This is a genomic window from Streptomyces sp. NPDC031418, from assembly GCF_055581605.1.
In genome coordinates this window covers 66250-79918 of the sequence record NZ_JBVIJC010000026.1, presented here as the reverse complement: position 1 = coordinate 79918, position 13669 = coordinate 66250, and the positions used below count along the sequence as shown (strand labels likewise).

Here is a 13669-nt window from a genome sequence, read left to right as displayed (position 1 = left end):
ACGGCGCAGGGCTGCCCGAGAACCGGTCCCCGCTATCGGCCCGCACGCCTCCGCGCCCGCCTCGGTGACGCCCAGCCGCGCGGTGGGATGCCCCGTCATGCCGCCCGCTCACTCCACCTCACCCGACCACGCGGCGACGCACAGCGCCCGGTCCAGCTCCTCGGTGTAGCGGGCCGCCGCCAGCCAGGCCCGGGCGAACCGGTCCGGGTCGGCCGGCAGGAGCCTGCCGAAGACATCGCGGGAGCGCTCGGCCGCCGCCGCGTGCAGCTCCTCGAGCAGCTCGCCCGCCGTCGCGAGCCCGGCCCGCCCGAGGCGCCGTACGTCCGCGGCCGTGTCACCGGGGAAGGAGAGCACCCGCCGGCCGCCCGCCACCGCCTGCTGGACCCGGCGGCGCAGCAGATGGACCGGTGCTTCTTCCGGGGTCGGCACGGTCTGCTGCCGGGTGGCGCCGGTGGCGGGCAGGTCGACGCGCTGGAGGCGGTCCAGGCCCAGGTCGACACGGGCGCCGGGCACGGTCGGATGCTCGGCCGCGAGAAGCAGGGCCCGGGCGTGCGGGGCCGCAGCGAGCCGGGCGACGATCCGCAGCCTGCTGCCCCGGGCGGCGGCCAGCAGCCGCAGATTGTCCCGGTACGCGAGCGCGGGGTCGTCGTGCGCTGCCGTCAGCCGCACCAGGACGCCACCGCACTCGGCGAGCAGACAGGCGCCCGCCGCCTCGGCCGCCGTACCGACGAGCGTGACCTCCAGGAAGAGCAGCCCGGGACCGCCCGCCTGCGCGCCGGCGACCTGCTCGGTCACCGGAACCGCCCACAGCCGGTCCAGCGGCTCCGCGCGCCAGTCGGCACCCGAGGCCCGGACCGCCCGGACCCCGGCGCCCGCGCCGAGCCGCCCGGTGGGCGAGACGGTCGCCCCTGTCACCGCGAGACCCGCGCGGGACAGCTCGCGGTGGGTCAGCGCCGTGTCGCCGATCCGCACCGTGCGGTCGGCGGCGCCCGTCGCGCGCCCGGCCCCGCCCGGAGCCACGTCGGACACCTGGTAGAGGCGGCCCTCGGCGTCGGCGGTCCAGGTGACGGCGCCCGCGTGACCGCTCGCGGTGAGGACCGGCTCGGAGAAGAGGCCGTACAGCCGCAGCGCGCCGTCCGGGCGGTACGGCTGCCGTGCCGTCCCGCGCAGCATGTCCAGCTCGGCACCGGTGGCGTGGCGGAGCCGGTGGGCGACCGACAGCACGTCCCGCAGGGCCGCCACCAGGTCGGCGAGGCGGAACGCCGGGTCGGCCGAACGCCCCGCGCGGAGCGCGGTGACCACGGAGACGGAGGTGGCGGCGGCCCGGTGCAGCCCGGCGAGCCGTGCGGTGTGCGCGGCCCGCAGCAAGGCGGCCTGGAGCACCGCGCCCGCGCCGTCGGTACCGGCCTCGAGCACGGCGGCCGCGGCGTCGTGCACCGCGCGGGCGGCGGCGGTCTGTGGGGGCGTGGCCGCAGTCTTTGAGGCGGCCGCGGTTTCCTGCGCGGCCGGTGGCTCGGGTGCGTCGTCCGCGACGGTCGTGGAGTCCTGCCGTACGGCGACGGTGTCGGTGTCGGCGATCGGGGCCGCCGACGCCACCGCGGCGCGGTGGAGGCAGTCCGGGGCCAGCAGACAGCCGCACCGGATCGCGTCCGCACGCGTCACCGTGGAGCCGGGCGCGTGCAGCACGAGATCCGTGTCGTCGTCGACGGCGAGCCGCACGGTGTCGCCGTCGCGGACCACGGGACGGCCGGCCAGCTTGGCGATGCCCGCGTCCAGGCGCTTGCGCAGCCGGGGCGTGAGCGCGGCGACGAGTTCGGCGGTCACGGACGGGGCGACCGCGGGCAGTCCGGCACCGGTCTGTGGGGTGGCTTCCGGGCTCATGTGATCTTCTCCCCTACCCAGCGGGCGAGTTCGAGCGGGCTGAGCGCGGCGACCGGCATACCCGCGGCGACCAACCGGCCCGCCACCCCGGTGGAGTACCGGGGGCGGCCCGCGTCGTCGAGGCTCGCGCAGCCCAGCACGTGGCAGCCGGCGCCGACCAGCGCCCGCACCTCGGCGAGGAGCCCGCCCAGCGGGTAGCCCTCCTCGAAGTCGCTGACCACCACGACGAGCGTGCGCGAGGGTACGGTGACCAGTTTGCGCGCGTGCCGCAGCCCGGCGGCGATGTGCGTACCGCCGCCCACCCGCACCTCCAGCAGCAGGGACAACGGGTCCGCGACATGGTCGGTCAGATCGATCACCTCGGTGGAGAACGCCAGGAAGTGCGTGGACAGGGTGGGCACCCCGGCCAGCACCGACGCGGTGAGCGCCGCCCAGATCGTGGACGCCTCCATGGAGCCCGACACATCGGTGACCAGGATCAGCCGCCAGTCGGCCGCGCGCCGGGCGCGGCTGCGGAACACGGGACGCTCCGGTACGACCCGGACCGTGCCGTCCGGCAACCGGCGGGCGGTCGCCAGGTTGGCCCGCAGCGTGCGGGGCAGATCGAGGCCGCCGCCCGGGCGCCGGCTCGGGCGGGGCAGCGTGGTGCCGTGCAGGGCCGGGCGGAGCCGGGTCGCCAACTCCCGGCTCAGCGCGTCGACCAGGCGCCCCACCAGCGGTCGCAGTGCGGCCAGCCGCGCCTCGGGCAGGCCACCCGCGTGCCGCAGCACCGAGCGCAGCAGGTCGACGGAGGGCCGTACGGCGTCCGGGTCCAGCTCCGCGAACACGTCCTGGCGTCCGGCCGCCGCGGCCGCCGCCAGCACCTCCTCACGGATGCCGGGCCCGAACAGGGCGGCCAGTTCTTCCGACCACTCCCGCGCCCCGGGATACGACCTCTCGCGTCCGCCGCCGCGGTGGGAGAGGTCCCCGCGGCTGCCCTCGCCCCGGCCGCTGCCGTACAGCTCGTCCAGCGCGGTCGCGAACGGCCGGGCGGATACCGGCAGTTGGTCGCTGCGCCGGCCGAGCACCAGACGCCAGCGGTCGGCCGGGGTCAGCCGCCGCTCGCCGTCCGACGCGGCGGGCGCGGTCCCCGGGGCATCGCCGGCGGCCTGTCCCGGGGCTTCCCCCGCGGCTTTCGCAGTGGGTTCGCCCGGGGCTGCGATCGAGGCTCGCTCCCGGTCGACCGCCGTCCTCCCCTCGCCGGTCGCGTCCGCCGAAGCGCCCTTCGCCGGGGCGGCGGTCGGCAGGAGCCCCAGCGCGTCCAGCGCCGCGCGGGCGGCGAGATCGGCTCGGGTCCACCGGGCCAGGGCCGCGGGCGTGACGGCACCCGTTCCGTCCGGACGTACGCCGTCCAGCCGCTGCTCCACGGCGGTCAGCAGCCGCTCCCGGGCAGCCGGGCTGAGCGTGTCGAAGCCGTCGCGCAGCGCCGGGAGCCGGTCCAGGAAATCCTGGTCGGACAGGTCCGACACCCGGTTCAGCAGCGGCTCCACGGCGGGCGCCGCCGACTCCAGCAGCGGTCCGGCCGCGGTCAGCAGACCGGCCAGCCGCGCGCTCAGCGCCGACCGGCCCGCCGGATCGCAGGCACCGTCCACCCAGGAGGCCACCCGGTCGCCGAACACCCGGGCCTCCTCCTGCCCCAGCAGCACCCGTACGGCCCCGGCGGCGCCGCGCATCAGCGGCGAACCGCCGGCCGCGAGCCGCGCGAGCGCGTCCGTCAGCCGGATGCCACCTTCCCTGTCCGCACGGTGCGCCAGCTCCAGCAGGGCGTGGGCGTCCGCCGGGTCCTCGGAACCGGTGAGCCCGTCGACCTGGCGCACCGCGGCGGCCGTCAGCAGCCCCGCGACGGCCGTCGCCCGCGCCGTACGCGCTCCGTCACCGCCGAGTCCGGCGATGTGCCCGGCGCACAGCCGGTCCAACAGGGCCAGTCCGGCGAGGAGTTCGGGCAGCGTGCCGGAGTCCGGCAGCACCTCGGCGATCTCCTCCAGCCGCTCGTCGGCCAGCGCGGGCAGCCCGCACTCCGCGGCCTGTGCCAGCCCCTGGAGGGACTGCGCGGCGGTGGGTCCGCCCTCGTCCCGCTCCGTGCGCCGCCGCTGCCGCAGCACCCCCTCCGCGGCCTGTGCCGGAGTCACCCCGCGCACCGCTGCCGCGGTCAGCATCGCCGCCGTGGCCGGGGTCCAGCGCACCTCCCAGCGGGAGGTGAGCGCGTCGGCGCCGCCGGTGCCCGTCACCGCCTTGGGCTCCGCGTACGGCACCGAGCACGCTGTCAGGCGGCGCAGCAGCAGCTCGCGGCGGCGGTCCAGCTCCGAGCGGAGCGGGTCCAGGCGCAGGTCCCGCGCGCTGCCCGGGCCGGACTCGGCCGGGCCCGGCAGCCCCAGCGCCGCCAGCTCCGCCTCGACCGCCGGGGCCAGCCCGCTGCGCGGCGCGTCCGGCGCCGGCCGTCCGGTCCGTGTTCCGACGAGCACCTTCTCCATGGCCCGGGCGACGGCCCGCCCCCGGCCGTGCGGTTCGCCCTGGGCGAGGACCGTCTGCACCGCCTCGACCAGCTCGCCGCGGCCCGCCGCGGGCAGCCCCCGCAGCCGCGCCAGATCGCCGGCGACCCGCGCGATCTCGCGCGCGTCGGCGGGGCCCGAGGGGTGTCCCAGGGAGCGCACCTCGGCGCACACCCGCACGGCGGCCCGGGTCAGCGCCTCCGCCAGCGCGCCGGGATCACCGGCCGCGTCCAGCACCAGGTGCTGCCACTCCGGGTCGCGGATCCCGGCCGGGTAACCGGAGCGCTCGTCCAGCAGCGGGTAGCTGTACGGGATGAGCGAGGTCGTCCAGGCAGCGGGGGAGGCCTCCGCCGGGCGGTTCGGTCCGCCCCGGCCGCGTTCCGCTGTCGTCGTGTCCGCCCGGGAGCCCGTCGCCCGAGCCGTCTCTGTGAGTTCCCGCCGCACCTCCCCGGCCGCGGGGACCAGTGCCGGGGCGTGGAAGGCGCCGATCACCAGGGCGGCGCGCTCCCCGTGTGCCGTGGCCGCCGCCAGCCGCGCGCGCATCCACCGTTCCCGCCGCAGATCCAGCTCCGGCACCCCGCCCGCGGCCTCCGCTTCCGCCCGCAGCGCCCAACCGGTCAGCAGTGCGGCGCGCCGCAGCGCCTCCGGCGTGGAACCGGGCGCGGGGGCCTCGACCAGCCGGTCCCACAGATCGTCCCCGGGGCGCCCGGTGAGGCGGGCGCGCAGCGCGGCGCCGAGCCCGGCCACGCCCGGGCCCCCGGCCGTGGACCCGCTCTCCGGTTCCGGCCCGCCGACGGATGCCGGGTCACCTCCCGCCGTATCACCGGGTGTGCCGCGCTCCCCGCCAGGCTCCGTGCCGGAGTTCCCGCCCGGCTCCCCACCGGACTCCGCCGGCCCCGCCCACGCCCGGTCCGCCAGCGGCAGGTCGCAGGCGATCACCGGGACGCCGCGCCGCGCGGCCCAGCGCACGGCCGCGAGTTCCGGAGAGAAGTCGGCGAAGGGATAGAACGCCGGTCCACCGCCCCCGCCCCCGGCCCCGGGCACGGGCGCGGCCGCCAGAGCCACCGGGGCCCGGGTCTCCTCATGGGCGAGCCAGGGCAGCCAGTCCTGCACCTCGGCGGGCAGTTCGACCAGCAGCACATCCGGCCCGGCCGCGTCCAGCAGCGCGGGCACGGCTGCGGCCAGGGACGGAGCATGGTGCCGTACGCCGATGAGGTACGGCCCCGCCGGGTCGGTCAGGGCAGCCACGGCCGCCTCGGGAGGTGCCGGGGCGGCGGTCGTGCCCCCGGCGGGAGGCGTCGGGGCGGCGGTCGTGCCCCCGGCGGGAGGCGTCGGGGCAGCGGTCGTGCCACCGGCGGGAGGGGAGACAGGGGACACGGTGCTTCAGCCCTCCAGGACCGTGCGCAGGTCCCACAGCGTGCGCCAGGTCGCCGCGCCCTGTTCGGCCCGGCGCCGCACCGGACCGTCCCAGTAGCCGCGCAGCCGCGCCGCGTCCGCCGGGTCGTCCTTGTGCACCACCCCGAGCAGATGGCCGGGCAGCAGCGCCAGGACGTCACGGTCCCCCGGGAAGTAGGCCGCGGCCAGGGCCAGCGCGCCCGCCACGGACACCGCCTCCGCCGTGCTCATCACCGTGGACGGCCGCTCCACCTCCCAGCCCTCCGCCGACCGGCCCTCGCGCAGATCGCGGAAGACGGTCACCAGGGCCTCCAGAACCGCGTCGTCGACCTGGAAGGGCGCGCCCGACCGGGCCACCGACGCCCGGGCCTGGCCGCGCACCAGCGCCACCTCGGCGTCGAGGTCGGAAATGGGCCCCACCGTCTCGAAGTTGAAGCGGCGCTTGAGCGCGGCCGACATCTCCGAGACACCCTTGTCCCGCAGGTTGGCGGTCGCGATGAGGTTGAAGCCCGGCGCCGCATGGGCCAACGCCTCCTCGGAGCCCGCCAGTTCGGGCACCGCGATGCGCCGCTCGGACAGCAGGGACACCAGGGAGTCCTGCACCTCGGGCAGGCAGCGGGTGACCTCCTCGACGCGGGCGATCGCCCCCCGGGTCATCGCCGTGAGCACCGGCGACGGCACCAGCGCCTGCCGGCTGGGCCCCTGAGCGAGCAACAGGGCGTAGTTCCAGCCGTACTTGAGCTGGTCCTCGGTCGTGCCGGCCGTACCCTGCACGACCAGCCCGCTGGTGCCGCAGACGGCGGCCGACAGCAGCTCCGACAGCATCGACTTGGCGGTACCGGGCTCGCCGACGAGCAGCAGGCCCCGTTCCCCGGCCAGCGTGACGACGCACCGCTCCACCAGGGCCCGGTCGCCGACGAACTTTCCGGTGATCTCCAGCCGGCGCGGCACTCCCTGAGGCGCCTCCACGTCGTCCGGCAGCTGCAGCGCCCGGCCCTCGCTGCCCACGACGAACGTGACGACGGCACGGGGCGTCAGCCGCCAGGCGGGCGGCCGCGGACCCTGGTCATGGGCGGCGAGGAAGGCCAGCTCGGTGGCGTACCGGTCCTCGGGCGGGACGATCTGCCGGGCCGCCGCTGCGGGCTGCGGCGCGGGGTCGGAGACGACGGCGGTGGTCATGGGCGGGGATCCTTCGAGACGGCGCGGACGGCAGAGCCGACGGCAGGGGCGAGGGCAGGGGTGCGGAAAGGGGCGGCGAGCGGGGTGCGGACGGCACGGAGGGCCGCCGTACCGGCACGCCGGCCTCGGGCAGCGGGACCGCAGGCACGCGAACGGCGGGCGGGCGGCAGCGGAGACGGCCCGCTCATCGGCGCCGCCCCCTTCTGGTCGCCCGGGTGGTCAGCTCCTCGTACGCCGGCGCGTCGCCCGCGCGGACCCGGGCCCAGGCGCGGCCGAACAGCTCGGGCACCGGCAGCAGCGGTATCGCGCGCAGACGGCCGATCGGGTACAGGCCCTCCTTCCAGGTCTCCACCGGCAGCGCGGGCGACTTCAGGTCCCGCCAGCCGCCGGGCAGGAACAGGCTCCGCCCGGCGCGCGGCCGCTTCGCCTCCACGACCAGGTCGGTCGCGGCCAGTTCGGCGCGGGCCTTCCTCAGCCGCGCGGGCTTCCAGCCGGTCCAGCGGGCGCAGTTGCGGTCCGTCGGATCGGGCAGGGCCAGCAACTGGAGGTAGAGCGCGGCCGCGTCAGCGCCCAGGCCATGCGCCGCGGCGACCTCGGCGACCAGCTCCGGTACGCTCGTGGCCGGGTCCTGCGCATACCCCGCGGGGCCCTCGGCGCCGACCGCGACGGCCCGCTCCAGCTCGGCGCCGAGAAGGGTGCGCAGAGCCCGCAGACCGCTTCCGCGCTCCGGTCCGACCAGGCCCTCCAGCAGCCCGAACACCGGGTCGTCGGCCCCGGTGAGCCCGGCCGGCCGGATCTGCACCGTCTCCGTGTCGCGGTACCAGGGGCGCAGCACGATGGCCGCGCCGACCCGGGTCAGTCCGTGTGCGTCGGCGCCGCCGGTCTCGGGCAGCCCGTACGCCTTGCGCACCTCCACCGCCGTGGGGCCGCCCTTCTCCGTCATCTCGACACCCAGCCCGAGCAGCAGTTCGGGGTCGTACATCCGGCGGCGCACGGCGGCGAGTCCCGCAGGCAGCGCGGACCGCAGCGGGTGGCCGTACGGCAGGCCGTAGGCCAGCGCGGCGAGCCCCCGCACGGCGTTCCCCAGGTCGTACCGGCCCGGTACCGCCTCGGGGTCCTCCGGCACCAGGGTGCCGTCCTTGTCCGGCCGCAGCACCGTGGTCCGGCTCAGCCAGGGCGTGAGGGAGGGATTGAGCACGTCGTCGGCGTATCCGACGCCCAGCCCGGCCAGCTCCTCCCGGACGTCCTCCGGCACCCGCACCAGGGAGCCGAACCGCTCGGCCCACACCCGGCCCGCGGCCACGGTGTCCGGTCCCGTCGTCCACAGGTCGGCGGGGTCCGCGGGCAGCAGCGCGCCCATCAGTTCTGTCCGGCCGCCGGCGTCCAGCCCCTGCAACAGCCGCTCGCCGAGTTCCCGCTGCCGGGACTTGAGCCCGAGGGCGGTCAGGCCCTCCGCGTGGGGCTCGCGCGGCTGACCGGCGAGCAGCACGGCCGCCTGGAGCGGGCCGAGCCCGCCGCCGGTCGCCGCCACCAGTGCCGCGGGCGCCTCGGACGGCCAGGGCGCGGCGCCCTTCGCCCGGACCAGACGGGCGACGGCGGCCAGGTCCTCCGCGGAGATCCCCGGCTCGTAGTGCGCCTCCGCGTGCAGCGTGAAGTGGGCGACCCGGCCGAACGCCCCGGACGGATCGTGGTCCACCGCCAGCCAGTTGACCCCGCCCCGCTGCACGTCGATGTTCTGGCAGCCGAGGATCACCACCGTGCGCCCCGCACGGCGCAGCACCTGCCCGGCGCGCTGCTGGTGGTCGTACGGCTCGTTCAGCAGGAGGGTGCGGAGCGTGCCGCCGGCCGTGGCGAGCGGTCCTTCGGCGAGGGCCTCCAACAGCAGCAGCAGCGGCTCCCGCTGGGCGCCGGTCAGGACCGCCGAGGTGGCCCGGTAGGCCAGTGCGCGCAAGCGCCCCAGCAGGCTCGGCCATGACAGCCCGGCGTCCGGGACGGTGTACGGCTCGCCGGTCCAGCCGTCGCCGAGGTTGCCCAGCCGCTTGGCGTCGGGCAGCGGGGTGCCGTCGGCGGGATGGCCGGACAGCACATGGTTGACCGCGCGGATCTGGCGCAGTGCGCTCCACTGCTCGGGCCGCCACCAGCCCTGGACCCCGCCGAAGCCGGAGACGGCCTCCAACAGGCCGCGGTCGTCGCCGTGTTCGGGGCTGTAGTCGGCGAACATGCCCTCCGTCCGGTTGCGCGGCTGCCGTGGCCGCTCCTGCGGGGGGTTGGCGAAGGCGGTGGCCGACTCGGCGACGCGCAGCCCGTACCGGACCAGGGCGGCGACGCCGGCGCGCAGCCGCTCGTCGGCCAGGGCGGGCAGCGCGGCGGCCACCGCGCGCACGGCCACCGTGTCCACGGCCGGTACGGCGGCCTTGGCGGCCTCGTCGTCACCGGCGCGGGCCAGCTCCTCCTGCCGTACGGCCAGTGCCTCGGCCGTGCTCCGCAGCAGCTGCGCGGCCTGTGCGTCGGTCAGGGCGCGCAGCACGGCCGAGGCCTGCGTGTCGCGGGGGCGCAGCGCGTGCCAGTAGGGCAGCGGGGGCACCAGCCGGGTGCCGGCGGCGAAGTCGCCGCCCCCGCTGTTCGGCGACACGCGGCCCAGTTCGCCGGCAGCGGCGTCGTCGCCCGCGAACAGCGCCACATGCCGGGGGGTCTGGGCCACGACGGGCTCGACGCCGCCGGGCAGCCGCAGCGCCCCCAGCGGCACGACCCGCCACCCGTCCACGACCGCGGGCAGTGACACGGTCCGCCCGTCCGCCGTCCCGGCGGTGCGGCGCAGTCCGGCGCCCTTGCCCTCGGTGCGCACCCAGCGCCCGAGCACCGTGCCGTCGGTGCCGAACGGGCTGTTCTCCAGGCCCGGTTGCAGCGGCAGCACCTCGCACCGGCCGGGCAGCAGCTCGGCGTCCTCGCGGATGCCGGCGCGCAGCAGCGCGGGCAGCGACGCACGGCCGTGCGTGCCGGTGGCCGGGTCGTACTCCAGCCAGACCGTCTGCCGGCCCTGGCGGCCCTGACGCCAGTACGTGGTGCCGTCCCCGAGGACCGAGCGGGTCGGCGGCAGCACCGTGTCGCCGGCGTGCAGGGTGCGGCCGCCGCTCGCGCGGCCGCCGCCGGGCAGCGGGATCGAGGGGACGATCGTCTCGTTGCCGGACCACCAGGACGGCAGCTGTTCGCCGCCGAGTTCGAACACCTCGGCGGGCCGGGCCGACCAGTAGCCGTACTGCTTGCCGCCGTGCCGCCACATCACCAGCAGCTCGCCGTCCACGTACCGGTAGCGGGGGCGCTGCCAGCGGTCCAGCTCCTGCGGCAGCCGCAGTGCGTGGTCGAGCAGCACCCGGTCCGGGCCGACCACGACCACCCTGCGCCTGCGGCACAGGATCAGCGCGGGCCAGGCCTCGTGGACGGCCAGCGAGGTGTCCTCGCCCTTAGCGCCCTGCTCCGTGTCGAGCAGGGCGAGCGCCTCCTCCAGGGCGGGCCAGCCCAGCTCGTCCAGGATGCCGGCCCGCAGCGTGCGGCCCAGCAGCGGAGCCGTGTCGTGTCCGGCGATCCGGGCCACGGCCGCCGGGCTGACCTCGGCCGCGACCGTCCGGAACGGCCGGAGCCGGTCGAGTGCCGCACGCGCACCGGGCAGGCCCACCGCGCGCGTGTACGCGACGGCGGTCTCCTCCAGCCACTCGCGCAGCACCTCGGACAGCACCGGGTGGCCGGCGACCGATGCCAGCAGCTCACCGGACCGCTGGTGTCCGCCGGTCTTCTCCACGGCCTGGTGCAGCAGCCGCCGGAAGCGGGGATCGGCCGCGACGGCGGTGAGGTCGCGCCGGCCGTCGCGGGTGTCGCCCAGCCACTCGGCCAGCGGCAGGAACATCCTGTCGTCGCCCTCCGGGACGGTGAGCGGGACGCCCTCGGCCACGCACAGGTCCAGCAGGTCGACATCGGCGCCGGGATGCCAGCCGCCGGCGAACAGGTCCACCGGGCGGCCCGCGGCCCGCAGCAACGGCACCATGCGCCCGGCCAGCGCCAGCGTGGCGGGGGAGCGCCACGACCACGAGCCGCCGTGCTTGCGGAAGGACGCCCACCGGGTCAGCCAGCCGGCCGGATCGACGCCGTGCTCCGCGGCCGCCGCCGGGTCGGTCAGCAGCCGGTCCGCGCCGGTCTCCGCGAGCAGCGTCAGCCAGAACTCGTCGTCCTCGACCTTCCGGCCGAGCCCGGCCGGCATGATCTCCAGCAGCCGCACCCGGATCTCCGGCCGGCGGTCGGCCAGGACCGGCAGCACCGCGCGGTAGGCGGTCCAGAAGGAGGCGGGCGCCCGGACGGCCGCGGGCGAGGCGAGCAGGTCGGCGACGAGCGCGCACTCCTCGGTGACCCGGTCCAGGCCCGCGCCCCTGATCAGCCCGCGCGCGTCCTGCGGCAGCGAGGCGTACGGCGGCGTACCGGCGGCGCACCGCTCCACCGTCAGCTGCCGGAACTGCGCCCAGGCGGCGGCCGGGTCGAGCCGCGCGGTGAGGTCCTTCACATACTGCTTGAGGGCCTTCACGGTCAGCGCCCCGGCGAAGGCGAACTCCAGGAACACCGCGCGCTGCCGCTCCTCGTCCACCGCGAGCGCGTGCACCCGCTCGGCCTCGCGGGCCTTGCCGAAGAACGCGGCGGCGTAGGTGGTGTTCTCCTGCTGGAGGAAGACCCGCGCGGCCTGTTCGTAGAACGTCGGCAGGAAGTGCGGCACCGCCCGCCCGAGCCGCTCGCCCAGCGCCTCGAAGCCGTCCTTGGCCGTGCCCGGGCGGGAGGCGGCCTGCCGGGCGAGCCGCTCCATGTCCTGCACCAGGGCCAGCGCGTGGTGCCCGTTGGCCGGGTCGTGGACCAGCGCCCAGGCCGGGAAGCCCAGGGTCTCCCGGCGCACCTGGCCGACCTCGGGTGTCTCCGGCTCCCGGACCAGTCCCAGGAACTCCAGTGCCAGGTCCTCGGCCTCGCCCAGCGTGCCGGGCACCAGCCGGACCACCCGGCGGCCGTCCAGCGCGGGGTGCGTGTAGGTGCGGACGGTGAGCAGGTCGGCGTCCTCGCGGTCGGTGCTGCCCAGGGGCAGCACCGCCCCCGCGTCCAGCAGCGCGGCGGCCGTGTTCTCGTCGTACTCGCCGTACGTCATGCCGCCTGCTCCTCGTCCTCGACGTCCCGCCCGGCGTACAGCCCGGCCGCCATGCGCATGCCCTCGGACCAGGCCACCGGCCCGACCTGGCCCAGCGTCAGTACGCGGCCTGCCGGGTCGGCCCACAGCAGGGGGCCGGTCTCGGTCTCGTCGTAGCCCTCGTAGTCGCCGACCCACACGCGGGCCTCGACGCTGCGACCGTCCTCCACCACGGGACACACGGCGTAGCCGCCGCGCACCCGATGGCCGAGCCGGGCCGCCCTGCCGGTGAGGAAGCGCAGCTCCTTGAAGGAGCCGCCCGCGTACTCCTCGACCTGCTTCGCCTCGGCGTCGAACACCTCGGGGCGGTGCCAGACCTCGCGGAACAGCTGCTGGACCTTCTGCTCCACACCCAGTTCGACGGCGAACTCGCGCAGCTCCTCCAGCTCCTCCAGGAGGACCGGGTGCGGGATGCGGACCAGCTCGGGGCTGATGCGGACGGTGTCGCCGTCGAGGTCGACGAGGCCGAGACCGCGCTCGGGGTCGGCGTCCCGCAGGAAGCCGGCGACCCGGCCGTCCGCGCCGGTGACGACGAGGTCGCGCAGCGCGGCCTGCCAGGCGGGGTCGGGCCACACGCGCGTGAGGACGGCGAGCGGCACCGGCAGCGAGCGGATCATCCACCGCTCGGCATCCTCCAGACACTGCCGTTCGTGCCGCTCCAGCCACTCGGTCAGCTGCCTGAGCCCCACCACGGCCGGATCGTCGGCGATCTTGGGCGGGACCGACTTCAGCAACCGCCCGGCCGCGTTGCGGCAGACCACCTTTCCGCTGTCGAGGGCGACCTCGTAGTCGCCGGCCGACACCCACCCCATCCGAGCCTCCCGCACCCGCAGTGATCAAGTGCCGGGAACTCTAGGGCAGGCCACTGACAACGCCCCCGGGGCCTGGGGACAAGGGAACGCACGCGGTCAGCACGATGCCCCCAGCGCCGACGGCGGTGGGGGCATCGGGGACGCCGGGTGTCAGGGGCGGGCCTGCTCGGCGCGCTCGGCCTGCTGCTTCTTGATCCGCGCCGTCTCCTTGCGGACCTCGGCCTGCGTCGCGCGCTCCTTCTCCAGCCACTCGGGCTGCTCCTGCTTGAGCGCCTCGATCTGCTCGGTGGTCAGCGCGTCGGTGATCCCGCCGCGCGCGAGCCCGGAGATGGACACGCCCAGCTTCGCGGCGACCACGGGACGCGGGTGGGGGCCGTTGCGCCGCAGCTCGCGCAGCCACTCCGGGGGATCGGCCTGCAACTCGTTCAGCTCGGCGCGGGTGACCACGCCCTCCTGGAACGAGGCGGGGGTGGCGGGGAGGTACACACCCAGCTTCTTCGCCGCGGTCGCGGGCTTCATCGTCTGGGTGCTCTGCTGCGAACTCATGCCTCCAGGGTATCGGCCGGACAGGCCCTGCCCGACCGCGGCGGGCGAGCGCGCCCGGGGGCCGCGGCGGGTGACGGCGGTCGGGGCCGTGGCCGGTGACGGCGGCCAGGGCCGGG

At 77.0% G+C, this 13669-nt stretch carries 6 protein-coding genes; all 6 read right to left on the bottom strand.

From position 1 onward, the window contains the following. Positions 1-108 precede the first annotated feature (108 nt). Complete coding sequence (locus tag ACZ5CZ_RS31890) at positions 109-1881, bottom strand: hypothetical protein (RefSeq protein ID WP_468947813.1); 1773 nt, start codon at positions 1879-1881, stop codon at positions 109-111. Beyond that, the gene (locus ACZ5CZ_RS31885; RefSeq protein WP_468947811.1) at positions 1878-5657 is read right to left on the bottom strand and encodes a DUF5682 family protein; all 3780 of its coding nucleotides are present in this window, start codon (positions 5655-5657) and stop codon (positions 1878-1880) included. Before ACZ5CZ_RS31885 ends, ACZ5CZ_RS31890 begins: the two co-directional genes overlap by 4 nt. A 135-nt stretch (positions 5658-5792) precedes the next feature. After that, on the bottom strand, positions 5793-6983 hold the full coding sequence (locus ACZ5CZ_RS31880; RefSeq protein WP_385842322.1) for an ATP-binding protein: 1191 nt from the start codon (positions 6981-6983) through the stop codon (positions 5793-5795). 184 nt (positions 6984-7167) lie between these two features. Continuing rightward, positions 7168-12156, bottom strand: a complete 4989-nt coding sequence (locus tag ACZ5CZ_RS31875; RefSeq protein ID WP_468947810.1) for a hypothetical protein — start codon at positions 12154-12156, stop codon at positions 7168-7170. Next, positions 12153-13007, bottom strand: coding sequence for a DUF4132 domain-containing protein (locus tag ACZ5CZ_RS31870; RefSeq protein ID WP_385842324.1), 855 nt, complete (start codon positions 13005-13007; stop codon positions 12153-12155). Before ACZ5CZ_RS31870 ends, ACZ5CZ_RS31875 begins: the two co-directional genes overlap by 4 nt. A 150-nt stretch (positions 13008-13157) precedes the next feature. Then, the gene (locus ACZ5CZ_RS31865) at positions 13158-13553 is read right to left on the bottom strand and encodes a DUF5997 family protein (protein WP_385842325.1); all 396 of its coding nucleotides are present in this window, start codon (positions 13551-13553) and stop codon (positions 13158-13160) included. Positions 13554-13669 lie beyond the last annotated feature (116 nt).